This window comes from Stenotrophomonas sp. 24(2023) (genome assembly GCF_030913365.1).
GTDB lineage: Bacteria > Pseudomonadota > Gammaproteobacteria > Xanthomonadales > Xanthomonadaceae > Stenotrophomonas.
This window is the reverse complement of record NZ_CP133160.1, coordinates 3471225-3494325: the sequence shown is the minus strand read 5'-3', so window position 1 is coordinate 3494325 and position 23101 is coordinate 3471225. Positions and strand designations below refer to the sequence as shown.

Below are 23101 nucleotides of genomic sequence, written 5' to 3'. Positions count from 1 at the left end.
TGGAGCCCTGACTATGACATGAATAGGCGAATCGGGATAGTCGGTCACAGATCGAAACCGTGACGCCGTGGCTGGCGCGCGATCCGCCCAACGTGCTCGCATCGGCTACAATCGCCGCCGCGCTGCACGCCCGGATGGCGAAACTGGTAGACGCATCGGACTTAAAATCCGCCGGGGGCAACCCCATGCCGGTTCGATCCCGGCTCCGGGCACCAGAGCGCTGTAGACGGCGATGCGCTGACGATTACCACGCGCCTCACCCCAGCGGCCGCGAGAACACGTTCACCAGGCTGCCATCGGGATCACGCAGCAGCAGCGAACGGTTGCCCCAGGGCATCACCGTGACCGGCATGACCATCTCCACGCCCTGCAGCTGCATGCGCTGGGCCACCGCATCCACATCGTCCACTTCGAACTCCAGGATGGCCGAACGGTTGGCCGCCGCGATCGCGGCCCCGGCATTGAAGCGCTGCACCAGCTGTGCCGAACTGATGGCCAGGACCGCACCGGGCAGGCGCAGCTCGGCGAAACCTTCGGCAAGGTGCATCGGTTCCACGCCGGAAAGCAGGTGGTAGAACGTGACCAGCGGATCGAATGCCTCGGTGACCAGGCGGACGGACGCGAATTTCATGGAAGACTCCTGTTGAAGGGAGCCCGCACCGTATCAGCCGCTACTGTCAGTTTCTGGCAGCAGTGACTGGCCATGGTCCGGCCGGCGGCGGCGCCATTCCCGCAGCAGCTGCTGCCGTGTGCCGGGGTAGACCCCGTCCATCGGCGCCGCCTGGCGGATGCGATCGGTGCGGAAGTTGCGGAAGTCGTTGCGCCCTTCACACCAGCACATCAACACGCGCGACTGGTCGAAGTACACCAGGGCGAACGGCCAGACCACGCGCCGGGAGACCCCGCCTGCGGCATCCTCGTAGGTGATCTGCAGCCTGCGCCGTTCACGGATGGCAGGGCGCAGCAGGTCCAGGGCCGGGCCGGGCGGCGCCCTGCCTGGCCCCGTTCCCACCAGCAGGGCCGATTCGTGCAGGTCACGCCGCAGGTCCGGCGGCAGCACCGCGCCCACCTTGGCCAGGACGGCGCTGGCCCCCCGCGCCAACGCCGCATCGCCACGGTCGGCGACCCAGCGCATGCCCAGGACCAGCGCATCCAGTTCTTCGGCACTGAACATCAACGGCGGCAGCAGGAACCCCGGCCTCATCTGGTAGCCGACACCGCGCTCCCCCTCGATGTCCGCCCCCTGCGCCTGCAGGCTGGCGATATCGCGATAAAGCGTGCGCAGGCTGACGCCGGTCTGCGCGGCCAGCACCTGCCCGCTGACCGGGCGGCGATGGCTGCGCAGCACCTGCAGCAGGGCAAGGAGGCGTTCTGATCGGGACACCCGGGCATCGTATGCCGCCCCCGGCACGGGCGCCATCGCCCGGGCCCGGACACACGCCTCCGGCGCGATGGCACAATGGTGCGGACGGGAATGCCATCCCTGCCTGATGCCCCCTGGAGCCGACGCATGAAGCCCGCCCTGCTGCTTTCCTTCCTGCTCGCGCTGGCCAGCACACCGGCGCTGGCACAGTCCTATGCCACCGGCGACCGGCAGTCCGACGGCAGCGTCCGCACCCGCTACAGCGATGGTTCCTATGGCAGCAGCCAGCGCGATGCCAATGGCACGGTGCGCAGCCGCTTCAGTGACGGCCGCTCTTCGACATCGCGCACGGACAGCAACGGGCACACGCGCACCACCTACAGCGACGGCAGCTACTCCGCTTCGCGGACCGATTCGAACGGCCAGACCCGCACCACCTACAGTGATGGCAGCTATTCGACGTCGCGCACGGACAGCAACGGTGAAACACGCACCACCTACAGCGATGGCAGTTACTCGATCTCGCGCACCGATTCCAATGGCCAGACCCGCACCCGCTCCAGCGGTGGCATGTCCAGCCGGCATGCCGACCGTGGCGTGGGCAGCCGCTGAACCTGCCGGGCGTCAGATCGCCTGCGAGTAACGCGGCGCGGCCTGTGCCTGGCGCAGGTACGGATCGAAGCACATCGCCAGCAGGCGCAGCAGTGGCCGGCCCGGTTCACTGGCACGCACCACGCCCTGCTCGATCCGCGCCAGCCCGTCCTGCTGCAGCTGCGCCACAGCCTGCAGGTCATCGGCGAAGTAGCTGTCGAAGTCCACACCATGGCGCATGGCCAGCGCACGCCCGTCCACTTCGCCCTGGCACATCAGCTGCTGGATCAGTTCCGCGCGCAGGCGATCATCGGCACTGAGCGCCACGCCACGCCAGACCGGCAGGTGCCCACCGTCGACCAACGCTTCCCACGCCGGCAGATCCCGCGGGTTCTGGCTGTAGGTGCTGCCGATGTGGCTGATCGCGCTCACGCCCAGCCCCACCAGGTCGGTGTCGGCATGGGTGGTGTACCCCATGAAATTGCGGTGCAGCTGGCCAGCGCGCTGTGCGCGGGAAAGATCCTCTTCGGGAAGGGCGAAGTGGTCCATGCCGATGTACTGGTAACCGGCAGCCGACAGGCGTTCGACCGCCAGGCCCAGCAGCGCCAGCTTCTGCTCCGGTGCCGGCAGGCGTGCTTCGTCGATCTGGCGCTGCGCGCGGAACAGGTGCGGCAGGTGCGCATAGCCATACACGGCCAGGCGGTCCGGGCGCAGGGCAAGCACCTGCTCCAGGGTGCGTCCGAAGCCCTGCAGCGTCTGGCCGGGCAACCCGTAGATCAGGTCAACGTTGACCGAACGCATGCCCTGGTCACGACAGGCGCGCAGGATGGCCAGCGTCTGCCGTACACCCTGCACGCGGTTGATCGATGCCTGCACCTGAGGGTCGAAATCCTGGATGCCCAGGCTGGCACGGTTGAACCCCAGCCGGGCCAGCAGGGCCACATCCCCGGCGTCGATGAAGCGGGGATCCAGTTCGATGGAAAAATCGCGCTGGGCGGCGCTGCTGAAATCAAAACGGCGGCGCAGGCCTTCCACCAGGGCCGACATCGCCGCGGCATCGAGGAAGTTCGGTGTACCGCCGCCCAAGTGCAGCTGGATCACCTCGCGCCCATCGGCGAACTGCGGCGCCAGCAGATCGGCCTCGGCCAGCACGCGCGCCACGTAGCCGTGGCCACGGCTGCGATCGCGGGTGATGACCCGGTTGCAGCCACAGTAGAAGCAGGGGCTGGTGCAGAACGGCACGTGCACGTAGAGCGACAATGCCCGCGCGGCCTGGTTGCTGCCGGCGATGGCCTCGCGCAGGGCCGGTTCGCCAAAGCCATCATGGAAATGCGGGGCCGTGGGATAGGAGGTATAGCGCGGGCCGGGGCGATCGTGCCGGCGCAGCAGGTCCGGATCGAAGGTCCAGGCCAGGCCACCGGCGGCAGGCGGGAAGGTATCCATGGCCCGCAGCATCGCGCCGGGGGCCGCCGCACGCCTTGACCGAAATCAATCGCGGCCGGGCATGCCCACGATCGGCAGTGCTACCTGCGGCCAGCGCAGCATCTGGTAGCGCTTCCAGAAGGTATCGCCGATGCGCGCGGCGACCTCGTCGGCCAGCTGCTGCATGCCGGGGTTGCCGCACTCGGCCGTGGTCTGCCGGAACAACGCCAGCCAGCGGTCGAACAGATCGCGGTCCAGGTCGATGGCCATGTGCTTGGACATCGGCGCGCCCTTGAAACGGCGCGTGCCGCGCAGCATCGCCGACCAGAAATCCACCAGCTGTGCCAGGTGCGCGGGCCAGTCATGCACATGGGCATCGAACACCGGGCCCAGGCGTTCCTCCAGGCGCACGCGCGCATAGAAGTCATGCACCAGGCGGGTCACTTCCGCCTCGCTGCACAGATCGGGCGACGCAGTCGTGGCAAGGGGTTGGGAAGCAAGGCTCATCGCAGGTACCGGTGGATCGCAGGCAGTGTGCCGCGCGTGGGCGGCGGCGCCGTTGATCTGGATCAATGTCGGCGCAGGTTCCGGCACCTAGGCTGACCCCGCCTGCAACAGGCGTCGCTGCCATGTCCGTGCCGGACGCTGCGCAGTATACGCCCCTCCCTTTCCTGCCCACCCGCGAGCCCATGAACACACCGTCCTTCGGCCATCGCCTGCCACGGCTCCAGCACTGGGGGTCCATCCTGTGGCCCAGCTTCATCGCCGCCGGCCTGGCCTGCCTGGTGTTTTTCGCCTGCGTGGACCCGCTGCAGCTGCGCGCCATCAGCTTCCCTTCCCACGCCATCAGCCGTGAAGCGGGCTATACGATCGGCTTCTTCATGTTCTGGGGAATCACCGCGCTGTCCAGCGCGATCACCGGTTACCTGCTGCGCCCTCCGCCGCGTCCGGCGGAGGATGACCAGTGCCCGCTGGGCTGACCATGCCCCGCCCCGCACCCCGCCCCCTCCGCATGCGCCGCCGCTGGCACTGGCGCCCGGCACTGAACACCGCCCTGCTGCTGGCGTTCTACCTGCTGCCCTGGCTGCGCTGGGACGGTCGCCAGGCCGTGCTGTTCGATCTGGCTGCACGCCGCTTCGATCTGTTCGGGCTGACCTTGTGGCCGGGCGATGTCGGGGTGCTGGTGGGGCTGATGGCCGTACTGGCCACGACCCTGGCCCTGCTGACCCATCTGGCCGGCCGGATCTGGTGCGGGCATGCCTGCCCGCAGACGGTGTGGAGCGGTGCCTTCACCTGGATCGAACGTGGCATCGGCCGCTGCGTGCGCCAGCCACGCTGGGCACGCGCGCTGACCCTGCTGGCCTGGGCTCTGCTGGCCCTGTGGACGGGCATCACCTTCGTCGGGCTGTTCAGCCCGGTCCAGGCCCTGCTGGCCGGCGTTCCCATGCTGCGCTGGCGTGGCTGGGAGATCTTCTGGGTGCTGTTCTATGCGGCTGCCACCTGGGGCAATGCCGGGTTCCTGCGCGAGCAGGTCTGCCGCACGCTGTGCCCCTTCGCCCGCATGCAGCCACTGCTGGCCGACCCATGGACGCCACGCATGCTGTACGACCCGCGCCGCGGTGAACCGCGCGGGCAGCGCCCTGCCGGCCTGGGCGGCGTGATGGGCCGTGGACGCGGCCTGCTGGACCCCACGACCGCGCAGGACTATGCCTTCCGCGCCGCACACCCGCAGCTGGCGGGCCCGATGCCCCGGTTTCCCGCCGATCGCCTGGGCGATTGCCTGGCCTGTGATGCCTGCGTAGCGGCCTGCCCGGTGCAGCTGGACATCCGCCAGGGGCCGCAGGCCGACTGCCTGGCCTGCGGCGCCTGCCAGGACGCCTGCGATGATGTCCAGCGCAGCGCCGGCTTCGGCCGCTCCCTGGTGCGCTACCGCAGCCCGGCCACGATGGCCGGCCAGCGCGGGCACTTCATGCGCCCGCGCACCCTGGCATTGCTGGGTCTGCTGCTGGCCCTGCTGGCCTGCGGCGCCTGGCGGCTGGGCTGAATCAGCGCAGTTCGCCCCCCGCATGCGGCGGCACCAGCTGGGCGCGCCGCACGATGCCCAGCTGCTCGATGATCAGCGCCATTTCATTGGTGACATCCGTCCGGGTCGTACCCTGGGGCACAAGCCGGTCGAGCACCTCCTGGTAGGTGTTCCAGAACTCTGGACCGCATCCGTGCTTCTGGTAACTGGATTCAAGCTCGCGACGTACCCGTTCAGCCAAGCCATGCATGCCGTATTGCATACGACCTCCCTTGGACTTGTATCTGATGCATTGACGTTCAACCAGCCCGGTTCTCCCCCGTCAGGTTACTGAACTTTCACCTGCGCTTGATTCAAATTAGTCACAGTTTTCACGTCAGGTCAATGACATACCCCTACTTTCTTGATCGAAAATATTAATCGTTCACGAAAATCGACGCCGTGCAGCGTTCCTCGGGACCGACCCCATCACGACACCCCCCTCCCTGGATCGATCCCTCGCTCGCCAAGGCAGGCAGCAGATCGCGGAACGATGCCATCCCCTCATACCGCGCAATGAACCCGCCGTCGGTCACAGATTGACACCACAAGCGCCGGCACATTCGCCCTTTTGTTAAGCATGCTTTATTTTTCGTCCCCGCAGGAAACTAGCTGCTGACGCTTCCTGATTCCTCTGCCGTGCCGCTGCCCGCCGCGTCGCGCGTGGCCACATCGCTGGCGCATCCTTCGCCTCCTGACGGGAACAGCACTGGATACTTCTGTTGCAGCATGTAGCGTCGCAACTGTGGAATCGCCTTGTTTTTAGGCCATTGCGACACAGCCGATCGCGACACTCCAAACAATTTCGCCAGGTCCGAATCGGTTCGCAGGCCGAGCCTGTCACGCACGTAGTACTTGCTCCACACGACAAACATCGCCGGCATCCATGGGCTAGGAACCTTTATTTTCCCGGCAAGGTTTCTTGCGAATCCAACTGTTAAGCTCGCTTGCATAGATGAAGACTCTCGGCCAACGACTCAGACATGCGATGAAGGACGCCGGGCTGCCACGCCCGGTGGATCTCGCCAACGCCTCGCACTCCACCACGGCAACCGTCAGCAACTGGCTCAAGGACCGGGTGAAGGCGGACCACGTAAAAGCGGAACAGCTGTTCCGCATCGCCGATGCCGTGAAAATGGACGCGCGCGAACTGCTGTTCGGCCCGCGCGGCCGCAGCATCGGCGAGGACGGCCCCGGCTACGCCTACAACGCCATCGAAAAATCCCACTGGGTGAACAGCTTCGCCCTGGTCTCGGAGATGCTGCAGCAGCCCGAACCGGCCATCGGCCTGGAACGGCAGGCGGTGCTGACCCTGATGGCCTACGACCTGCTGGTTGAGGGCGTGAGCCGCGGCAGGATCGTGCGCGTGCTGGACACCTCGCTGTAGCGCTGCGCGCCCTGCCCGGCCCTGCTACGATGGCGCCCGATGGGAATGGGGCTTCCCGATAACCGCCTTGTGGCTGATGGCTCCTGCTGTGACGAACCCGGTGTTCGTCGATGGCAGGGTGTGCCCGTCGTCGCGAACACCATCGAACCTGCCGATGGAGGCGAGTGGATGAACAACTATGTGCTGGTGTTCCTGGGCGGTGGCGCGGGCGCGTGCCTGCGCCATTTCTGCAACCTGATCGGGTCGCGCGTGGTGGTCGGCAGCAGCTGGCCGTGGGCCACCTTCCTGGTCAACATCAGCGGCGCCATCCTGATGGGCGTGGTGGTGGAAGCCTTCGCACTGCGCAACGGGGCTTCGCCGCAGCTGCGCCTGCTGCTGACCACCGGCATCCTCGGCGGCTACACCACGTTCTCGACGTTCTCGCTGGAAATCGGCCTGCTGCTGCAGCGTGGCCAGCACGGCCTGGCCGCGTTGTATGCCGGTGGTTCGGTCCTGCTGGGCGTGGCCGGCCTGTTCGCCGGCATGAAGCTGGCCCGCCTGGTGATGGGGTAAGACTCAGGCCGCCTCGGGCAGGTGCCCGCGCCATTGCCGCGGCGACTGCCCGGTGTGCGCCTTGAACGCCCGTGACAGGGCCGCCTCGCTGCCATAGCCGACCTCATCTGCAATGCGCTTGAGCGGCTGGCCCTGGCGCAGCGCCTGCTGGGCCAGGCCCACCCGCCAGCCTTGCAGGTACTGGCCCGGCGTGGTGCCCAGCGCCTGGCGGAAGGCTTCGGCAAACACCGTGCGCGACATGCCGGCCACATCGGCCAGGCTGGCCAGGGTCCAGGGGTGTGCCGGCTGTTCGTGCACGGCCACCAGCGCCAGCCGCAGGCGCGGATGCCCCAGCCCGGCCAGCAGTCCTCCGCGCACCTGGCCACTTTCCATCAGGTAGCGCAGCACCTGGATCATCACCACTTCGAACAGGCGGTTGACCATCGCGGTGCGGCCGCAGCGCTGGGTGAACGCCTCGTCGAACAGCAACGCCAGCGTGCCCTCGGCGCCCTCCAGCGCGCGCAGCGGCAGGCAGATCACATCCGGCAGCGCCGCACTGATCGGATTGAAGCGGCCGCCTTCAAAGCGCAGGTTGGCGCAGGCCATGTCCGCGCCGTGTTCCGGGTCGCTGATGAAGCGATGCGCCAGTGGCCGGGGGTACAGCAGCAGGCTCGGTTCATCGATTTGCAGGGTCTTCTGCTGGTGCACCACCTGCAGGGGGCCACGCCGCACCAGGTGCAGCTGACCCTCTTCGCCCTGCCCGTCCAGCACGTTGATGCCGCACAGTGCTCCGGCGTTGAACATCGATGCGGAGACCGAGAAACGCTCCAGCAATACCGCGAGACGATCGACCATGGCCGGACTCCAGATCAAAACACATTGATTCGATATGACGGATCGTAGCGCAGCCCACCCGGAGCGGAAACTGCGCAATCACGGCATGCCCGCGGCCCACCGGACACGCAGGATGCCGCCGTGCCCTGCGGGAAGACCGGTTATCACGGAAATTTGAACTTCCCCGCGCCGTCGGTGATCCGCCGGAATTTCATTGTTTATCAATGTGTTGAATCACCGAGGTGGCCGTTGCCAGCGTCGTGTGGATGGCCGGTCAAGTCCGCCGGACGGTCGGTCAACTCTGCCTGCGGGGCGGCGCCCTACCGTGCGTCACCGGCCCGGCACCCGCCGCCGGCCCACCCTGACCACACGGAGATCCTGCCCATGAAGCCCCTCGTTCCCTCGCTGCTGGCCGCCGCACTGGCCCTGACCGCCGGTACCACCGCCATGGCCGCCGACACCCCGGCCACAGACGCCGCCACACCGACTATCGTGCTGGTGCACGGTGCCTTCGCCGATGGCTCGTCGTGGAGCAAGGTGATTCCACTGCTGCAGGCCAAGGGCCTGCGCACGGTCGCCGTACAGAATCCGTTGACTTCGCTGGAGGATGACGTGGCAGCCGTGCAGCGCGCGGTGCGTGCGCAACCCGGCCCGGTCATCCTGGTCGGCCACTCCTGGGCCGGCAGCGTGATCACCCAGGCCGGCAATGACGCGAAGGTCGCATCGCTGGTCTACGTGGCCTCGTTCGCACCGTCGGCCGGTGAAAGCTCGATCGATGGCCTCAAGGCGTTCCCCGCGCCGGAAGGCCAGAAACACCTCGATGCGGATGCCGACGGCTTCCTGACCATGTCGCCGGCCGCCATTGCCCGTTACTTCGCGCAGGATGTCAGTGCCGCCGAAGCCCGCCTGATCGCTGCCACGCAGGGACCGGTGAAGGGCGCCGCGTTCGAGCAGACCCTCACCACCGCCGCCTGGACGCAGAAGCCATCGTGGTACATCGTGGCCGGCAAGGACCAGATGATCGCGCCGGCCGGGCAGCGCGCGCTGGCGAAGAAGATCGGTGCGCACACGGTGGAACTGCCGACCAGCCATGTGCCGATGCTGTCCAGCCCCCAGGCCGTGGCCCGTGTGATCGAAGAGGCCGCACACGCCGCACCGCATTGATCGTACCCGGAGGACGGGGCCCGGCATCGCCGCCGGGCCCCGCCGTCAGCACAGGATCAGAACGATACCTGCGCGCGTACGCCGACGGTGTTGCCCGAATCCGGGCCCTGGAAGCTGCCCACCTTGTTGTCGGTCTTCCAGTGCACGTAGTTGAGCATCAGCCGCGACCAGTTGTTGAGGTACCAGTTCAGGCCCACCGTCCAGGCGGTGCCTTCGCCACCACGTGCGGCATCGAGGTAGTCGTAGCGGTCGTAGCGCGCCGCCAGTTCGAAGGCACCGATGCCGCCCTCCTGCACCGGACGCAGCACCCGGGTGGTGCCCCAGACGCCCGAGCGGCTGCTGAAGCCCGGGCGCTCGCCCGTGATGAGCCAGCCGGCGTAGATCGAGGTGGCCTTCTGGTCCACCGCATCGACCGTGCGCGATTCGATGGTGCGCACGGTGTGTTCGCCGAATGCCCACAGGCTGCGGTACACACCGCCGAATTCCAGGCCCCAGGCACGGTTGTCGGTGACATTGGCAATCGAGCTGGCCGACACCCGCACATTGCCGTTCCATCCCAGCGCCACCGGCGAGGTCTTGTTGATGCTGGTGACATCGTTGCCGAGGTCTTCGTACCAGTACCAGCCCCCCAGGTGCATGAAGCCCTGCTGCCCGCGCAGCGGGTTCCAGTGCGCGCGCAGCAGGTAGGCGATGGTATCGCTGGCGGTGCTGGCGTTGCCGATGTCATCACCGGTCACGGCCAGGCTGGCGTGCCAGCCATCCCCGATGACCTTGGTGGTGATGCCCAGCCCGTAGTAGCCGCTCTGCTGCGCACCCACCGAGGCCACCGCGTTGCGTGACATGAACGGTGTATTGGTGCCGCTGGTGCCGCCATCCAGGCTGCGGTCCTTCAGCTTGTTGCCGATGTAGACCTCGGTGGGCAGGTTGCCCAGGCGCGTGTCCCAGGACAGGTAGGTATCCTTCAACGACACCGTGTTGCCGGCGAAATCGGCGTCGATCTTGTAGCCGAGCGCGCCCATCTGCCCTTCGGCCCCCAAGCGGCCGCTGGCCAGGTCGGTACCGGTGATGTTGCGCGTGGGGAAACCCGAGCCGTGCGTGCTGCTGAAATCGACCAGCACGCGGCCACGCGGGTGGAAGGTGAACTGGCCATCGCTGCTGCGGAACTCGGGCCCACCTTTGCGCCAGCGCACGTTGCCGCCCCCGCCGGTGGCCGCCAGCTGTGCGACCTGGGCCTGCAGGATGGCCATGTCGTCCTGGCGGGTATCGGCGATGACGGCAGCGACCTGCGCCTGTACCGGATCGGCGGCGCGTGGGGCCGATGGGGTGGCCGGGGCTTCACCTGCGGGAGCCGCATGCTCCAGCGCGGCCAGTCGTGCGTTGAGCGCCTCCAGCAGTGCCGCCTGCTGGCGCAGCTGTTCGGCCTGCTGCTGGACCTGCGCGCGCAGCTCGGTTTCGGTGGAAGCAGGGGCGGCCAGCGCCGGCGACGCGGCCAGTGACAGGCAGGCGCCTGCGGCCGCTGCAACAGCGGCACGGTGCAGAAGATTCATCAATGTCTCCCGGATGAGATGGAAGGCGTGCGGCTCAGTCGCCGCTGCCGTCGTCGTCGTGCGAGGGCGCCGTGGCCGTCGATGGGGCCGCCGGCGGGCCACCCAGCGGTGCCAGTTGCCTGGGCGCAGCGCCCAGGTAGCCGTGGCTGCGCGCCCAGGTCGCGAACAGGCGCGGCCATTGGCCGACCAGCGAACCGGGTACGCCCAGGCCCCAGCTGTGTCCGCCCTTTTCGAACAGGTGCAGTTCGGCGGGAATGCCGGCGCCATGCAGCGCCTGGTACATCGCCACGCTGTGGCCGACGTCCACCGTGCGGTCATCCACGGCCTGGGCCAGGAACACCGGCGGCATGTCCGCGCGCACATGCGCTTCCACCGAATAGGCCTGCTCCGCGTCGGGCTGGGTGCCCAGTTCACGACGCGAGCGGGTCTTGTCCAGCGGCGCGCGCATCGACACCACCGGGTAGATCATGCCCACGAAATCCGGGCGCGCCGACAGCTGGTCGGCGGCATCCACCGGCGCGTAGAACGGCGCGTCGAACCGCGTGGCGACGATGCCGGCCAGGTTGCCACCGGCAGAGAATCCGATCGCACCGATCCGCTGCGGGTCAACGCCCAGCTCGCCCGCACGGGCACGCAGCAGGCGCATCGCACGCTGCCCATCCTGGAACGGCGACACCGGCGCCCAGCCATCGGCCGGCAGCCGGTAATACACCACCGCGGCGGTGACGCCGAGCGACTGCAGCCACTGCGCGGTGGGCCGGGCCGCCCCGCCGATCTGGATGCGGAAGTAGCCGCCACCGCCGAAGATCACCACGGCCGTGCCATTGGGCTGCGCGGGGCGATAGATGTCCATGCGGGCATCACTGACACCGGAGACCGCGCCCTTGGCACTGCCCTCGGCCCCCACTTTTTCCGGGCCACGCGCACGCTGCTGCCAATGGCCCTCGGGCCACAGGTGAACGACCTCGGGCGCAGCACCCGGTGCAATCGCCGGTTGTGCCTGGCTGGCGCCGGCGACCAGCAGGCCCAGCAGCAGGCCCGCAGCAAGCCGGTGGCCTGCCTTCATGATGTGTTTCATCGTCCCCCCTCCCAAGGATTCGACTGATGGATGACCGCGCACGCAACGCCGCAGCGGTGAACCATTGTTGAACGTTGCTGTCCGCTTCAGCGATAACCCATTGGGACTAGTGCCGGTGCAGGGGCATGGCGCAGCGCACACTGGCGGCACGGCGCTGCCGATGGCATCGGCGGCGCGACTTGGCCTGATCGGGCGGCATCTGCCGATGACAGGCCAACGACAGGTAGCCACCGGCGCCACACGCTACAGTCCGCCACGGACTGGCGGGCCGCACCGGCCGCCGGCCCACCGTCCCCCTGTGGCCTGCACGCACCGACAATGACACCCCACGATACGTTCCTGCTGGTCACCGCACTGGCCAGCGTGCTGTTCCTGGTCTTCCTGATCGTCTCGCGCCTGCACGTGCACCCGCTGCTGGCGCTGCTGGTCACCTCGATCGGGGTCGGCCTGGTCACCGGCATGCCCGGTGCCGCGCTGCTGGGTTCGATTACGGCCGGCGCGGGCAAGACCCTGGGCGCCATCGGCCTGGTGGTCGCGCTGGGCGCGATGCTTGGCAAGATCCTCGCCAGCACCGGGGTGACCGAAGGCGTGGCGGACATCGTGCTGCGCCGGACCTCCGAACGCGCGCTGCCGTGGGCAATGGCCGGCCTGGCCTTCGTCATCGGCATTCCGATGTTCTTCGAAGTCGGCATGGTGGTGCTGCTGCCGCTGATCTTCGCCGTGGCCAAGCGCCTGCAGCAGACGTCTACCCGGCCCGGCTCGGCCTATGTCTATGCCGGCGTGCCGGTGATCGCCGCACTGGCGGCGATGCACGGCATGGTGCCGCCGCATCCGGGCCCGTTGACCGCGATCGCCACGCTGCAGACCAGCGTCGGCCCGACGCTGGTCTATGGCTTCATCGCTGCCGTGCCGGCCATCGTGCTGGCCGGGCCGGTGTATGCCAGCTTCATCGCGCGGCGCCTGCAGGTACGGCCGGACGCAGCCCTGATCGAGCAGTTCACCCCGACGCGCCACGCGGACGATGCGCCCGCGGCGCGTCCCGGCCTGGCGCTGGGCATCTTCGCCTCGCTGCTGCCGGCGCTGTTGATGCTGTCGCATGCGCTGGGCGAGCTGGTGGTACCGGCCAGCTCAGCGCTTGCACCGCTGCTGGCGTTCTTTGGCCATCCCATCATGGCGATGCTGGTCGGCGTGCTGTTCGCCATGGCCACGCTGGCCCGGCACCGCGACCGTGCGCACCTGCGCGATGAACTCAGTGCCAGCCTGAAGCCGATCGCCGGCGTGCTGCTGATCATCGCCGGCGGCGGCGCTTTCCAGCAGGTACTGACCGACGCGAAGGTCGGTGATGCCATCGTCAGCCTCAGCCACCAGTTCGCGCTGTCGCCGCTGCTGCTGGGCTGGGTGATCTCGATGCTGCTCTCGGTATCGACCGGGTCGGCCACGGTCGGCATCGTCGGCGCCGCCGGCCTGCTGGCGCCGCTGGCCGCCAGGGGTGCCGACATCAATGCGCCACTGCTGGCGCTGTCGATCGGCTGCGGCTCGCTGTTCTTCAACTATGCCAACCACGCCGGCTTCTGGCTGGTGAAGGAATCCTTCGGCATGTCGATGTCCGAAGCCACCTGGACCAATGCGATCACCCAGTCGATCGTGTCGCTGGTGGGGCTGGGCATGGTGCTGCTGATGAACCTGTTCCCGGCGCTGGGCTGAGCGCCGCACAGCCCGATACGCCCCTGGAACGGCGTGGGCCGTCCCAGGGGCTGCAGCCGGTGCTGCGACTTACTTGGCCAGCTCGGTGTTGGTCGAATTGACCCAGCCCTTGTTGCCCAGCTCGTCTTCCACTTCCCACATCATCCCTTCCTTGCTGCCGGTCGGGTACAGCAGCATGCCCGGGTCGAGGCTGCGCACGGCCGCACCGGTGCCCTTGGCGTTGCCCAGCAGGCGCGCCGGCTTGGTCACGCGCAGCGCCTGGCTGACGTTGGCCGCCGACGCATCGGCCGGCAGTGCGCCCAGCTGGGCAATGATGTTGCTGTACGCCTGCAGGTAGGCCAGGGTGATGACCTGGCCGATTTCGGTGTTGGCATAGCCACTGGCACCGGCACCGCCCCAGTTGCTGCCGGTGAACAGGCTGCCGCTGGCGCCCCAGCCCAGGTCGGTCTTCTTGGCGTTGCCTTCGGCCATGGCGACCTGCTCGGACGAGCGCACATCGGTGACGGTCAGCACCACGTCGGCGGTCTTCTTCTTGAAGTTCAGGCCACCGACCAGACGGCCGGCATCGCCCCCCATCAGGCCACCGATCAGGCCGCTGATGGCATTGCCACCGGCATTGTTGTTGGCACCGATCAGATCGGGAACCATCACGTAGTCGGCCGCCTTGATCTGGCCCTTGCCGATGTTCGCGCCACGGCGCAGTTCGCCGTCGGCGGCCAGATCGCGTTCGCCACGCGCGGCCGCCATGCCCACGCCACGGTCGACCAGCGTGAAGCAGCGCGATTTGTTGATGAACACCTTGATCAGCTTGGACGGTGCCGGCAGCTGCTGGCCGGTCCACCAGTTGGTGCCGTCCTCCGGCTCGATCACCGAGATGGTGCCCAGCGGCTTGGCGCAGGTTGGAATTTCCGCCACCTGCTGCTTGCGTATTTCCTGTGCGCTCTGCCGCTGCGCCATTGCCGGCGGGACAGCCATCATCGCCACGATCGCCGTTGCCAGCGCCGCGCCCCCCATGTTCCCCTTACGCATGATCCAATCGCTCCGTGATTCGGGTGTGCTGATGCGGGTGCCAGGTGGCAGCCCGTAGCCACGCAAGTCACCCTGGACCCTCACGCTGGCGTCGCAATGGTAAATCGGTTACATGACGTTCATCCAGCGGATATGTCGCTGAATAGGCACTTTCCGGCTTTGCCGATCGTGGCCAACGATGGGATCAGGCCACCGGAAGGGTTCCACCGTCCACCACATACTCGACACCGGTGATCGAGGCCGCCAACGGCGAGGCCAGGAAGCCGATCAGGTTGGCCACTTCCTGCGGTTTCGCCGGGCGCCCCAGGGGAATGCCGCCCAGCGCCTGCATGATCAGCCGCTTGCCGCCTTCGTAATCGGTGCCGGCCTCGCTGGCCAGGCGCTCGGCCAGGGCCACGGCCGCTTCGGTTTCAATCCAGCCCGGGGCGACCCGCACCACCCGGATGCCCTTGGGCGAGACTTCCTTGGACAGGCTCTTGCTGTAGGTGGACAACGCCGCCTTGGCCGCCGCATAGGCGGTGGTCGATGCCGGCAACGGCAGGCTGCGCTGGATGGAGGTGACGTGGATGATGACGCCCTGCCCCTGCGCGAGCATCGCCGGCAGCAACGCGCGGTCCAGGCGCACCGCAGGCAGCAGGTTCAGATCCAGCTCGCGCTGCCAGGCCGCCTCGTCCAGTGCCGCGAAGCCACCGGCCGGTGCCGAAGAGCCGCCGGCCACATGCACCAGCACATCCACACCGCCCAGCCGCTGCGTCACTTCGCTGGCCACGTCCGCGCAGCCCTGCGCGGTGGTGAGGTCGGCGGCAAAGAACAGCGATGGCGGCAGGTCATCCGGCCGGTTCCGCGCGACGGTCATCACCTGTGCGCCCTGCGCGCGGAACAGGGCGACGGTGGCCTTGCCCAGGCCCTTGGTGCCGGCGGTGACCAGCACGCGCTTGCCCTGCAGTTGCATGCCCTGGTCCATCAGACGATCTCCAGTGCGACGATGCGGTCATCGGCCAGCACGAAGGCGTGGGTGAGCACGACCGGGCTGCCGGGGAAGTTGCCGCGTACCCGTGAGGTGACGACATGACGGCCATCCTTCACGTCCACCGACAGCGGCTGGACCTGGTGCTGGTAGGCAGCGCGGGCCTTGGCGATCCAGGTGCTGATCGCTGCGGTGCTCTGATGGTCCTGGCGCTCGTCATGGACGATCGCATCAGCCGTGAAGCAGTCGTCGGCGCGGACACCGGGATCACCGTTGGCAAGCGCAAAATAGCGGGACAGCGCCGGGGGAAGGTCAAGGGACATCGCGATCACTCCAGGGGGATGGCGGTATTCTCGAAGTGCCTCCCGGCGCCCACAAGAACGCACGGAAAAGTAAGCCCCGCACCGATGAGAAAGGCCTATACCCCTGATACCGCCGCCACCGATGTGGCCGCTGCCCTGGCCCACCTGGAGGGACGCTGGAAACTGCGCATCCTGTTCCATCTGTTCGATGGCAAGGTGCAGCGCTATTCCGACCTGGAACGGCTGATTCCGGACATTTCGCAGAAAATGCTTGCCCAGCAGCTGCGCCGGCTGGAATCGGACGGGATCGTGCAGCGCACCGTCTACCCTGAAGTACCGCCACGGGTGGATTACCGGCTGACCGCGTGGGGCCAGGCGCTGTGCCCGGCACTGGATGCGCTGCTGCTCTGGCGGGAGCAGCGGCCGGGGGCGCAGACGCCCTGACCGGGGCACACCCGGCCCGTCGGTGCGGCACCAGTGAAAAGGCCCGCACACGGCGGGCCCGGACATCAGTTCAACACCGCGCGCTCATGCACGGCGGCACAGGGCACGCAGGCTGAGCACGATATCGGCCAGGCCATACAGCACCGGCGCCGCCAGCAGGGCCGACACCGACGCGGTGAACATCCAGGGCGCCACGTCGGTCAGTGCAACAAGCAGGCCGACCACCCCCACCAGCAGGGCCAGGTGCGCGGCCGTCTTGATCATCTCCGGCAGCAGCGTGCTGCTGGCGCGGTCCTGGTCCGTGTTCTGCTGTACAGATTCCATGCTTGCCTCCCTGACAATCAAAAAAAAGATTCTGCCGGATGTGGCCCGCGTTGTCGCCATCGCGCAAAACAAAAAGCCCTGACCGGAGTCAGGGCTTTTCATATGGAGGCCTGGGTCGGAATCGAACCGGCGTACGCGGATTTGCAATCCGCTGCATAACCACTCTGCTACCAGGCCGGTAAATCACCGGGGATGCAACCCCGTCAGCACAAGACCCCGCAAAACGGGGCCTTGGCAGAAACTGGAGCGGGAAACGAGACTCGAACTCGCGACCTCAACCTTGGCAAGGTTGCGCTCTACCAACTGAGCTATTCCCGCGTAAGCCCGACATATTACCGGAAATCCGATGCACATGCCAGCCATTTGATACCACACTTCACTTTTCCGTCTGCGCGCCTGGCCCTGCTGGCCAACGTGCCCCGCGCTGCCGGCGCGGGAGAAAAACAAGGCCCCTTCCGGGGCCCTGTCGAAACTGGAGCGGGAAACGAGACTCGAACTCGCGACCTCAACCTTGGCAAGGTTGCGCTCTACCAACTGAGCTATTCCCGCAGACTTTCGTTTGCCTTCGCAGGCAGGAGCCGGAAGCCCCTGATGTTCCGGCGCCTTGCGGCGGCCTTTCCATCGCGCCTCCGACCTGTGTCGAAGGAGCGCCATTGTGTCGTTTTTCCTTCACGCCGTCAACAGCGGATGAAGCTGTTCAGCGATGGAATTCCACGCGGACGTGCTGCCCGAAGCGCACCGGCGCCTCCCCTTCGAACTGCAGGATGCAGTCCACCACACGCGGCGCGCCGCGGCCGGCATCGGCAGGCAGGCGGCCCTGTGCGTAGACCGGGCTGATGCGTACGACCTTCGCCCTGGGCATCGGCCCATCACTGTCCGGACCGTCACGATCAGGAATCACCACCGCCGACATGCCCGGCTTCACCGCATCGACATAGGCCGCACTGAGCTCGGCCCGTACCTGCAGTGGGCGCGCCGGCAGCAGTGACAGCACCGGCTTGCCGGCCTGACCGTAGCTTCCCGCCGCCGGCACCTGGCCGACAACGGTGCCCGCCTCGGGGGCCACCAGTGACAACTGGCGCAGGCGCAGGCGCGCGGTATCCAGCTTGTGCCGGGCCATGTCCCGCTGCGCTTCGGCGATACCGGCCTCGGCCTGTTTGTCGGCCAGCTGCAGCGTGGCCGCTTCAGCCTGCTGGCGGGACGACACCCCTTCGCTTGCCCCCGTGGCCAGCCGCGCGGCGTTGCGCTGCAGGTCCTGCAGTTGTGCGCGGGCAGCCTTGAGGCGTTCATCGGCCACCTGCACATCGGCAGTGGCCACGGCGATCTCCTGCTGCACCAATGCATCGTCCTGCGCCAGCAGCACCTGGCCCTTGCGCACCTTGTCGCCGTCCTTCACCGGTGCGCTGGCGATGACCCCATCCAGCGGCAACGCCATGGCGATCAGGCCACCATCCACATCGACGATGCCCCGCGCAACGGCGACCCGGCCGGTGGCCTCCTTCTGCTCGGCCGGCGCGCGCACCGGCGTGTCATCCGAACAGGCCGCCAGCAGCAGTGCTGCCGACAGCCCGAGGCCGAGAAGACGAAGTCCGCGCTGCATCCGGGCAGGCTGTTGCTGCATGTTGATCATGGTCCTGGCTCTACGGTTCATTCTGGCGGCGGTCGTCACGGATCGCCCCGTCTTCCATCGCGATCACGCGATCGGCATGCTGGATCAACCGGGGGTCATGGCTGACACACAGCACGGTGGTGTTGTGTTCGCGGGCATGGCGGTGAAGGATGTCGATCACGCGCTGGCCGTTGTGTGCATCCAGTGCACTGGTGGGCTCATCGGCGAAGATCAGCGTGGGCGATTTGGCGAAGGCCCGTGCCACGGCCACGCGCTGCTTCTCGCCGCCGGACAGCTGTGCCGGGCGCATGTCGCTGCGCTGTGACAGGCCCACTTCCTCCAGTGCACGGTGGGCCATAGCCGCGCTTTCGCGCTTGCCGATGCCCAGGTAGCCCAGTGGCAGCTGCACCTGCTCCAGCGCTGTCAGCGCCGGGAACAGGTTGAAGCCCTGGAACACGAAGCCTACGTGCTGCAGGCGGAAACGTTCGGCCTGCGCGCGCGTCATGGTGCCCAGGTCTTCCCCGAGCGCACTGACGCGGCCTGCATCGGGCGTGGACAGGCCAGACAACAACGACAACAGCGTGCTTTTGCCACACCCCGAGGGCCCGGCCACGAGGGTCAGTTCACCGGGCAGCACATCCAGGGACAGGCCGCGCAGCACCTGCACCGGCAACGTGCCGGCCATGAACGACTTCTCCAGCGCGACGGCCTGCAGGCTCGGCGCCCGCGCCGCCGCCCTGCCCTGCATCGGTTGTTCGACAGGCATCATCGGCATGCACCTCAACGCAGCAGCAGGGAAGGATCGGAGCGCACCACGCTGCGCACGGCCATGATGCTCGACAGCAGCGCCATCAGCACCACCAGGCCGATACAGCCGAGCACCACGCCCGGCGTGAGCTGGACCGGCACCCGCTGCCACGCCGCCAGGGCCAGCACACCGGCGCTGAGGACCGCCGCCAGCAGCGTGCCGACACCGCCGATCAGCAGGGCCTGCTCCACCACCACGCGTGCCAGGGCGTAACGGCCCGCGCCCAAGGCATTGAGCGTTGCATATTCGCGCACCGAGCCGGCCACCACCGAGGCGAAGGACTGGTTGGTGATCACCGCGCCGACGAAGCAGACGATGATCGCCATGAACAGCACCGCGATGCCCGCGCCGGTATCGAGCAGCCAGTAGCGCTGGGAGCGGCTGGCGAATGCATCGGCGGTCCATATCTGCACCGGCGTGGCGCGGCCGGTGCCGGCCGCCAGGCGCGCACGTACCACGTCGGCGCGTGCCGGATCACGCAGCCCGGCCACGAAATAGGTGCTGCCCTCGGCCGGATCGGTGCCGGCCACGCCGCGCGCGGTATCCAGCGAGGCCAGCACGTTCACGCCCCCCAGCCCGCGCAGGCCCGGCAATGCGGCGACCACATGCACGGGCCGGTTGTTGATCCAGGCGCGGCCATCGCGCAGGTCCACGCCCAGGGTATCCAGGTCGGCACTGTCCACGATCACCGCCCCCGGCTCACGCAGCGCCGCGCGCAGGTCTGCCGGCAGCACGCGGGCGAACATCATCGCGTCGTCGTGGGTGGAGATGCCGGACAGGTAGACCGACACCGTGCCGGTACCGCCCGCGGTGGAGGTCCATTCGCCATCGACCCATTCGTAGGGCTCAACGCGGGTGACGTCCGGGTCCATGCGCAGGTGGTTTTCCACATCCGCACCGATCACGTGCCCGTAGTTCACGCTCTGCGTGCCGGGAAAGCCCGCCCAGATGTCGGCCGTGGACGCCTTCACGTAGATCGCCGCCGTGCCGAAGATGCCCAGCACCAGCGCCGCCTGCACGATCAGCAGCACGCCGGCGAAGCACATCGCCAGCACCACCGGCAGGAAACGCCGCCATTCGTAGACCAACGTCTTGCGCGCCAGGGCGATCATTCGACCGGCTCCATCGGCGGCGGCGAAGCACCGCCCAGCGCGCGGTACAGGGCAACGAAAGCGAGCAGGCGCATGCCCTGCGCACCGACCAGGTCGGCCCGCGTGGCCAGCGCGCTGCGCTGCAGGTCCAGGCCGTCAAAATCGCTCGACAACCCCAGCGCTACGCGGCGCGACTGCTGTTTCACCTGCATGTCCGCCGCTTCGGTGGCTGCGTGCAGGGCCGTGATGCTGGCCTGCTGCCGATCCAGCCCGGCCAGCGCGCCCTCCACTTCGGCGATGCTTTCCAGCACGGCCTTGCGGTAGCCCAGCAGTGCAGCCTCCAGTTCCTTCTGGCCGGCCTGCTCGCGCATGCGCCGTTGCCCCCAGTCCAGCAGGGGGATGTCGATGTAGGGGCCGAAGGACGGGCTGGAATCGGTATGCACCCGGGCGTTCTGGGTGATGTTGTACGAATAGACGATCGAACCGCCCCAGCGCAGGCGTGGGTACAGCGCCGCACGTGCCTGGCCATGCTCGCCCGCCGCGCGCAGCACGTCGGCCTCGGCCAGGGCGACTTCCGGGCGGTGGCGCAGCAGGTCGGCCGGCACCTGCTGTACACCGAAGGCCCCCAGTTGCGGCAGCGTGCGGATGCCCTGCCAGGCCGGGTCCGGCGCATCCCGGCCCAGCAGCAGGGCCAGGGTCCGGGCAGCGCTGCCAGCGGCCTCCGTCATCTGCGCCACGCCCGCCCGGGAGGCCGCGTGGCGCGCGCGTACCCGCTCCTGTTCACCCGGTTCGGCCAGGTGCAGGCGCAGGCGGGTAGCCACCATCCGTTCGGCACCGGCATCCAGCCCTTCTTCCTGCGTGCGCAGGTCCAGCTGGGCCTGGGCCACGGCCAGGTCCAGGTAGCTGCGGACCACGCCGGCCACCACCGCCACCTGGGCCGCGTTGCGCAGCGATTCGGCATTGCCCGCACTGGCCAGAGCCAGGATGCGGGCGCTGTCGGCACTGCCGAACAGTCCCGGCTCCCAAGCCGCCTCGATGCCGGTCTGGTAGTACGAATCGCGGGCTGATGCATCCTGGGTCGGGCGGGCCGTGGCATCGATGGTGGGCAGGAAGCCCGACCGCCAGGTACCGGCGACCATGCGGGCTGCCTGCAGCCGCAGCGTGGCCTGGCGCAGGTCCAGGTTGCTGTTCACGGCTTCGGCGACGAGCGCATCCAGGGTTGGATCGCCCAGCGCCTTCCACCATTGCTGCAGATCCACCGGAGTACCGGCCTCGGGCGGCGTGGATGTCCAGCGCGCCGGCGTATGGTCGGGCAGGTCCGGGATGGCCACGGGCATGCAACCGGCCAGCAGTACGCAGCCGGCCACGGCACAGGACGCCATCAGGCCTCGCAGGCCGGGGAAATGCCGCTGCTGGGACAGCGTGCTTGAGCCGAGGGTGTTGCCGCTAGCCACCAGTCCGCCATCGTGGAATCAACAACCTCGAGGGTAGCCCGCAAATGTTGAGGAAAGATGGAGAAACGGTAGTAGAAAGGTCAGAAATTGTATCCAGCTGCAAACAACGGGCACAAAAAAAGAGGCCACGGGGCCTCTTTTTCTGTTAAGCCACCGGTCAATGTGAAGACCGGGCGCCTGGATCTGGAGCGGGAAACGAGACTCGAACTCGCGACCTCAACCTTGGCAAGGTTGCGCTCTACCAACTGAGCTATTCCCGCTTGGGAGGCGGCATTCTACCGGGTTTGGAACGTGCGTCAAGCACCTCGGCGCCCCCGGATGGCCCGCCTGCCGGGCCGGGCCGCCCGGCCCGGATCAGAGCCGCGCCCCGCACATGCCGGCCATGATGGCCGTGGCGATGAGCGCACTGGCCACCATCCCCGCCCACCACAGCCGTTGCGTGGCCTGTCTGGCCACGCCATGGGCGTTGAGCACCACACGCAGCCCGGCCACCAGATGGCCCAGCACGAAAAACACACCCAACGCATAGTGCGGCAGCAGGCGGATGTTCCAGGGGTCGTGGATCAGCCCGGTCGGTGCGCCGGTGGCGAAATTCCAGTCGGTCGGAATGCCCAGGTACGTGCGCGCATAGATGAAGACGGAATTCATGTGCCCGAGCATGAACGCCGACAGGTACGCGCCGGAAGCGATCTGGAACGTGCGGAAGGCATCCTGCCGCGCCGCACTCCAGTACCACGCCAGGCGCAGCCCGCTGCCGATCTGGAACAGCACGGCCGCCACCAGCAGGGGTTCGATCCAGCCGGCGCGATACACCTGCCGGCCCGCCTCCATCACGGCCGCATAGCGCTGCGTACCCAGCAGGCCGGTCAGGTGGTTGCCCAGATGGAACAGCACATACAGGCACACCACGACGGCACTGATGCCATGGGCTACCCGCCAGCGCGCGATGACCGGCGGGGGAATCGCAGGCGCAGGCGCCGGATCGGCACGCACCGACCAGGCCATGGCGGCGAGCCAGAGGGCACACCATACCCAGGGATCAGCAACCGGGCTGCCCAGCAGGGCCTGCACGACCCCCAGGAACACATACAGCGTCGGTGCCAGCACGCTGGCATAGGCCAGCCGGCGCAGGCGGGTGGACAACGAGCGGTGGCCGGCCACCACGATGCCCAGCACCGGCGCAGCGAAAGCACAGGCCAGTACGAGCACCGCAAGTACCGCCCGCGCCGTGGTCACCGGGGTACCAGGTGGCCCCACCTGGGCATGGAACACCATCAGCAGGAACGGCAGGGCCAGGGCCGCCAGCGGTGGCGCAAGGGCACAGGACCAGAGGGTCGTGATCGCAGGGGGCGAACGCCCCTGCAGCGGCGTATCAAGAATCGGCATGGTG

Annotated in this window: 26 protein-coding genes, 5 tRNA genes and 1 riboswitch; of the genes, 9 read left to right on the top strand and 22 right to left on the bottom strand. The window is 67.8% G+C overall.

The genetic code is table 11. The annotated features are described in order from the left end of the window. The first annotated feature begins 128 nt into the window (after positions 1-128). Positions 129-215: transfer RNA gene (locus Q9R17_RS15910), tRNA-Leu, on the top strand. A gap of 41 nt (positions 216-256) precedes the next feature. Here the strand turns inward: Q9R17_RS15910 and Q9R17_RS15905 are convergent. Beyond that, entirely contained in the window at positions 257-631 is a 375-nt protein-coding gene (locus Q9R17_RS15905; RefSeq protein ID WP_308155558.1) for a VOC family protein, read from the bottom strand. Between the two features lie 33 nt (positions 632-664). Further along, entirely contained in the window at positions 665-1384 is a 720-nt protein-coding gene (locus tag Q9R17_RS15900) for a YafY family protein (RefSeq protein WP_308155557.1), read from the bottom strand. Between the two features lie 126 nt (positions 1385-1510). On the opposite strand from Q9R17_RS15900, the gene Q9R17_RS15895 reads away from it, so the two are divergent. Beyond that, the gene (locus tag Q9R17_RS15895) at positions 1511-1975 is read left to right on the top strand and encodes a hypothetical protein (protein ID WP_308155556.1); all 465 of its coding nucleotides are present in this window, start codon (positions 1511-1513) and stop codon (positions 1973-1975) included. Positions 1976-1987: 12 nt separating this feature from the next. Here Q9R17_RS15895 and hemN read toward each other — a convergent pair whose 3' ends face one another. Beyond that, positions 1988-3397, bottom strand: coding sequence for an oxygen-independent coproporphyrinogen III oxidase (gene hemN, locus Q9R17_RS15890; protein ID WP_308155555.1), 1410 nt, complete (start codon positions 3395-3397; stop codon positions 1988-1990). 45 nt (positions 3398-3442) lie between these two features. Further along, on the bottom strand, positions 3443-3883 hold the full coding sequence (locus Q9R17_RS15885; protein ID WP_308155554.1) for a group III truncated hemoglobin: 441 nt from the start codon (positions 3881-3883) through the stop codon (positions 3443-3445). A 182-nt stretch (positions 3884-4065) separates the two neighbouring features. Between Q9R17_RS15885 and Q9R17_RS15880 the strand changes: the two genes are divergently transcribed. Together Q9R17_RS15880 and Q9R17_RS15875 are read left to right on the top strand one after the other, a co-directional pair. After that, positions 4066-4356, top strand: coding sequence for a hypothetical protein (locus tag Q9R17_RS15880; RefSeq protein ID WP_308155553.1), 291 nt, complete (start codon positions 4066-4068; stop codon positions 4354-4356). A gap of 32 nt (positions 4357-4388) precedes the next feature. Then, complete coding sequence (locus tag Q9R17_RS15875) at positions 4389-5420, top strand: 4Fe-4S dicluster domain-containing protein (protein ID WP_308155552.1); 1032 nt, start codon at positions 4389-4391, stop codon at positions 5418-5420. A gap of 1 nt (position 5421) precedes the next feature. On the opposite strand, the gene Q9R17_RS15870 is transcribed toward Q9R17_RS15875, so the two are convergent. Next, the gene (locus tag Q9R17_RS15870; protein ID WP_308155551.1) at positions 5422-5661 is read right to left on the bottom strand and encodes a hypothetical protein; all 240 of its coding nucleotides are present in this window, start codon (positions 5659-5661) and stop codon (positions 5422-5424) included. Between the two features lie 385 nt (positions 5662-6046). Further along, positions 6047-6313 carry a Cro/CI family transcriptional regulator gene (locus tag Q9R17_RS15865; protein WP_308155550.1) on the bottom strand — a complete coding sequence of 89 codons (267 nt, stop codon included), beginning with the start codon at positions 6311-6313 and terminating at the stop codon, positions 6047-6049. Positions 6314-6426: 113 nt separating this feature from the next. Between Q9R17_RS15865 and Q9R17_RS15860 the strand changes: the two genes are divergently transcribed. Together Q9R17_RS15860 and crcB are read left to right on the top strand one after the other, a co-directional pair. Then, positions 6427-6825 (top strand): transcriptional regulator, encoded by a 399-nt coding sequence (locus Q9R17_RS15860; protein WP_343238730.1) that lies wholly within the window; start codon positions 6427-6429, stop codon positions 6823-6825. A 32-nt stretch (positions 6826-6857) separates the two neighbouring features. Continuing rightward, positions 6858-6918: riboswitch (Fluoride riboswitch) on the top strand. Positions 6919-6993: 75 nt separating this feature from the next. Beyond that, positions 6994-7377 carry a fluoride efflux transporter CrcB gene (gene crcB, locus Q9R17_RS15855; RefSeq protein ID WP_308155548.1) on the top strand — a complete coding sequence of 128 codons (384 nt, stop codon included), beginning with the start codon at positions 6994-6996 and terminating at the stop codon, positions 7375-7377. Between the two features lie 3 nt (positions 7378-7380). On the opposite strand, the gene Q9R17_RS15850 is transcribed toward crcB, so the two are convergent. After that, positions 7381-8211 (bottom strand): AraC family transcriptional regulator, encoded by an 831-nt coding sequence (locus tag Q9R17_RS15850; protein ID WP_308155547.1) that lies wholly within the window; start codon positions 8209-8211, stop codon positions 7381-7383. 363 nt (positions 8212-8574) lie between these two features. On the opposite strand from Q9R17_RS15850, the gene Q9R17_RS15845 reads away from it, so the two are divergent. Then, positions 8575-9354, top strand: a complete 780-nt coding sequence (locus Q9R17_RS15845; protein WP_308155546.1) for an alpha/beta hydrolase — start codon at positions 8575-8577, stop codon at positions 9352-9354. Positions 9355-9410: 56 nt separating this feature from the next. On the opposite strand, the gene Q9R17_RS15840 is transcribed toward Q9R17_RS15845, so the two are convergent. Continuing rightward, on the bottom strand, positions 9411-10901 hold the full coding sequence (locus tag Q9R17_RS15840) for a porin (RefSeq protein WP_308155545.1): 1491 nt from the start codon (positions 10899-10901) through the stop codon (positions 9411-9413). Positions 10902-10935: 34 nt separating this feature from the next. Next, positions 10936-11967: an alpha/beta hydrolase gene (locus tag Q9R17_RS15835; RefSeq protein ID WP_308155544.1), complete on the bottom strand. Its 1032-nt coding sequence runs from the start codon at positions 11965-11967 to the stop codon at positions 10936-10938. A 330-nt stretch (positions 11968-12297) separates the two neighbouring features. On the opposite strand from Q9R17_RS15835, the gene Q9R17_RS15830 reads away from it, so the two are divergent. Further along, positions 12298-13683, top strand: coding sequence for a gluconate:H+ symporter (locus Q9R17_RS15830; protein WP_308155543.1), 1386 nt, complete (start codon positions 12298-12300; stop codon positions 13681-13683). 69 nt (positions 13684-13752) lie between these two features. Here Q9R17_RS15830 and Q9R17_RS15825 read toward each other — a convergent pair whose 3' ends face one another. The 3 genes from Q9R17_RS15825 to Q9R17_RS15815 all read right to left on the bottom strand — a co-directional run bounded on the left by Q9R17_RS15825 (position 13753) and on the right by Q9R17_RS15815 (position 16002). Continuing rightward, a complete protein-coding gene (locus Q9R17_RS15825) occupies positions 13753-14697 on the bottom strand; it encodes a CsgG/HfaB family protein (RefSeq protein WP_308158362.1) in 945 nt (314 codons plus the stop codon). A 199-nt stretch (positions 14698-14896) separates the two neighbouring features. Continuing rightward, entirely contained in the window at positions 14897-15676 is a 780-nt protein-coding gene (locus tag Q9R17_RS15820; protein WP_308155542.1) for an SDR family oxidoreductase, read from the bottom strand. Next, a complete protein-coding gene (locus tag Q9R17_RS15815; RefSeq protein ID WP_308155541.1) occupies positions 15676-16002 on the bottom strand; it encodes a nuclear transport factor 2 family protein in 327 nt (108 codons plus the stop codon). The genes Q9R17_RS15820 and Q9R17_RS15815 overlap by 1 nt, the downstream gene beginning before the upstream one ends. Positions 16003-16086: 84 nt before the next feature. Between Q9R17_RS15815 and Q9R17_RS15810 the strand changes: the two genes are divergently transcribed. Beyond that, entirely contained in the window at positions 16087-16425 is a 339-nt protein-coding gene (locus Q9R17_RS15810) for a winged helix-turn-helix transcriptional regulator (RefSeq protein WP_308155540.1), read from the top strand. A gap of 84 nt (positions 16426-16509) precedes the next feature. Here Q9R17_RS15810 and Q9R17_RS15805 read toward each other — a convergent pair whose 3' ends face one another. The 10 genes from Q9R17_RS15805 to Q9R17_RS15760 form a co-directional block, all read right to left on the bottom strand. Then, positions 16510-16749, bottom strand: coding sequence for a hypothetical protein (locus Q9R17_RS15805; RefSeq protein WP_308155539.1), 240 nt, complete (start codon positions 16747-16749; stop codon positions 16510-16512). Positions 16750-16852: 103 nt separating this feature from the next. Continuing rightward, positions 16853-16926: transfer RNA gene (locus tag Q9R17_RS15800), tRNA-Cys, on the bottom strand. A gap of 65 nt (positions 16927-16991) precedes the next feature. Further along, positions 16992-17067 (bottom strand) — tRNA-Gly (locus Q9R17_RS15795). Between the two features lie 155 nt (positions 17068-17222). After that, positions 17223-17298 (bottom strand) — tRNA-Gly (locus Q9R17_RS15790). Positions 17299-17446: 148 nt separating this feature from the next. Further along, complete coding sequence (locus Q9R17_RS15785) at positions 17447-18370, bottom strand: HlyD family efflux transporter periplasmic adaptor subunit (RefSeq protein ID WP_308155538.1); 924 nt, start codon at positions 18368-18370, stop codon at positions 17447-17449. Between the two features lie 19 nt (positions 18371-18389). After that, positions 18390-19106: an ABC transporter ATP-binding protein gene (locus Q9R17_RS15780; RefSeq protein ID WP_308158361.1), complete on the bottom strand. Its 717-nt coding sequence runs from the start codon at positions 19104-19106 to the stop codon at positions 18390-18392. Positions 19107-19138: 32 nt separating this feature from the next. After that, complete coding sequence (locus Q9R17_RS15775; RefSeq protein WP_308155537.1) at positions 19139-20278, bottom strand: ABC transporter permease; 1140 nt, start codon at positions 20276-20278, stop codon at positions 19139-19141. Continuing rightward, on the bottom strand, positions 20275-21639 hold the full coding sequence (locus Q9R17_RS15770) for a TolC family protein (RefSeq protein ID WP_308158360.1): 1365 nt from the start codon (positions 21637-21639) through the stop codon (positions 20275-20277). The genes Q9R17_RS15775 and Q9R17_RS15770 overlap by 4 nt, the downstream gene beginning before the upstream one ends. A gap of 256 nt (positions 21640-21895) precedes the next feature. After that, positions 21896-21971, bottom strand: a tRNA-Gly gene (locus tag Q9R17_RS15765). 94 nt (positions 21972-22065) lie between these two features. Then, entirely contained in the window at positions 22066-23097 is a 1032-nt protein-coding gene (locus tag Q9R17_RS15760; RefSeq protein ID WP_308155536.1) for a hypothetical protein, read from the bottom strand. Between the last annotated feature and the right edge of the window lie 4 nt (positions 23098-23101).

What these genes read in the sequence shown, in the direction of transcription:
- Q9R17_RS15905 (WP_308155558.1), bottom strand. Translation starts at nt 631, where the DNA reads ATGAAATTCGCGTCCGTCCGCCTGGTCACCGAGGCATTCGATCCGCTG.
- Q9R17_RS15895 (WP_308155556.1), top strand. Translation starts at nt 1,511, where the DNA reads ATGAAGCCCGCCCTGCTGCTTTCCTTCCTGCTCGCGCTGGCCAGCACA.
- hemN (WP_308155555.1), bottom strand. Translation starts at nt 3,397, where the DNA reads ATGGATACCTTCCCGCCTGCCGCCGGTGGCCTGGCCTGGACCTTCGAT.
- Q9R17_RS15885 (WP_308155554.1), bottom strand. Translation starts at nt 3,883, where the DNA reads ATGAGCCTTGCTTCCCAACCCCTTGCCACGACTGCGTCGCCCGATCTG.
- Q9R17_RS15880 (WP_308155553.1), top strand. Translation starts at nt 4,066, where the DNA reads ATGAACACACCGTCCTTCGGCCATCGCCTGCCACGGCTCCAGCACTGG.
- Q9R17_RS15875 (WP_308155552.1), top strand. Translation starts at nt 4,389, where the DNA reads ATGCGCCGCCGCTGGCACTGGCGCCCGGCACTGAACACCGCCCTGCTG.
- Q9R17_RS15870 (WP_308155551.1), bottom strand. Translation starts at nt 5,661, where the DNA reads ATGCAATACGGCATGCATGGCTTGGCTGAACGGGTACGTCGCGAGCTT.
- Q9R17_RS15865 (WP_308155550.1), bottom strand. Translation starts at nt 6,313, where the DNA reads ATGTTTGTCGTGTGGAGCAAGTACTACGTGCGTGACAGGCTCGGCCTG.
- Q9R17_RS15860 (WP_343238730.1), top strand. Translation starts at nt 6,427, where the DNA reads ATGAAGGACGCCGGGCTGCCACGCCCGGTGGATCTCGCCAACGCCTCG.
- crcB (WP_308155548.1), top strand. Translation starts at nt 6,994, where the DNA reads ATGAACAACTATGTGCTGGTGTTCCTGGGCGGTGGCGCGGGCGCGTGC.
- Q9R17_RS15850 (WP_308155547.1), bottom strand. Translation starts at nt 8,211, where the DNA reads ATGGTCGATCGTCTCGCGGTATTGCTGGAGCGTTTCTCGGTCTCCGCA.
- Q9R17_RS15845 (WP_308155546.1), top strand. Translation starts at nt 8,575, where the DNA reads ATGAAGCCCCTCGTTCCCTCGCTGCTGGCCGCCGCACTGGCCCTGACC.
- Q9R17_RS15840 (WP_308155545.1), bottom strand. Translation starts at nt 10,901, where the DNA reads ATGAATCTTCTGCACCGTGCCGCTGTTGCAGCGGCCGCAGGCGCCTGC.
- Q9R17_RS15835 (WP_308155544.1), bottom strand. Translation starts at nt 11,967, where the DNA reads ATGAAGGCAGGCCACCGGCTTGCTGCGGGCCTGCTGCTGGGCCTGCTG.
- Q9R17_RS15830 (WP_308155543.1), top strand. Translation starts at nt 12,298, where the DNA reads ATGACACCCCACGATACGTTCCTGCTGGTCACCGCACTGGCCAGCGTG.
- Q9R17_RS15825 (WP_308158362.1), bottom strand. Translation starts at nt 14,697, where the DNA reads ATGGGGGGCGCGGCGCTGGCAACGGCGATCGTGGCGATGATGGCTGTC.
- Q9R17_RS15820 (WP_308155542.1), bottom strand. Translation starts at nt 15,676, where the DNA reads ATGGACCAGGGCATGCAACTGCAGGGCAAGCGCGTGCTGGTCACCGCC.
- Q9R17_RS15815 (WP_308155541.1), bottom strand. Translation starts at nt 16,002, where the DNA reads ATGTCCCTTGACCTTCCCCCGGCGCTGTCCCGCTATTTTGCGCTTGCC.
- Q9R17_RS15810 (WP_308155540.1), top strand. Translation starts at nt 16,087, where the DNA reads ATGAGAAAGGCCTATACCCCTGATACCGCCGCCACCGATGTGGCCGCT.
- Q9R17_RS15805 (WP_308155539.1), bottom strand. Translation starts at nt 16,749, where the DNA reads ATGGAATCTGTACAGCAGAACACGGACCAGGACCGCGCCAGCAGCACG.
- Q9R17_RS15785 (WP_308155538.1), bottom strand. Translation starts at nt 18,370, where the DNA reads ATGCAGCAACAGCCTGCCCGGATGCAGCGCGGACTTCGTCTTCTCGGC.
- Q9R17_RS15780 (WP_308158361.1), bottom strand. Translation starts at nt 19,106, where the DNA reads ATGCAGGGCAGGGCGGCGGCGCGGGCGCCGAGCCTGCAGGCCGTCGCG.
- Q9R17_RS15775 (WP_308155537.1), bottom strand. Translation starts at nt 20,278, where the DNA reads ATGATCGCCCTGGCGCGCAAGACGTTGGTCTACGAATGGCGGCGTTTC.
- Q9R17_RS15770 (WP_308158360.1), bottom strand. Translation starts at nt 21,639, where the DNA reads ATGGCGTCCTGTGCCGTGGCCGGCTGCGTACTGCTGGCCGGTTGCATG.
- Q9R17_RS15760 (WP_308155536.1), bottom strand. Translation starts at nt 23,097, where the DNA reads ATGCCGATTCTTGATACGCCGCTGCAGGGGCGTTCGCCCCCTGCGATC.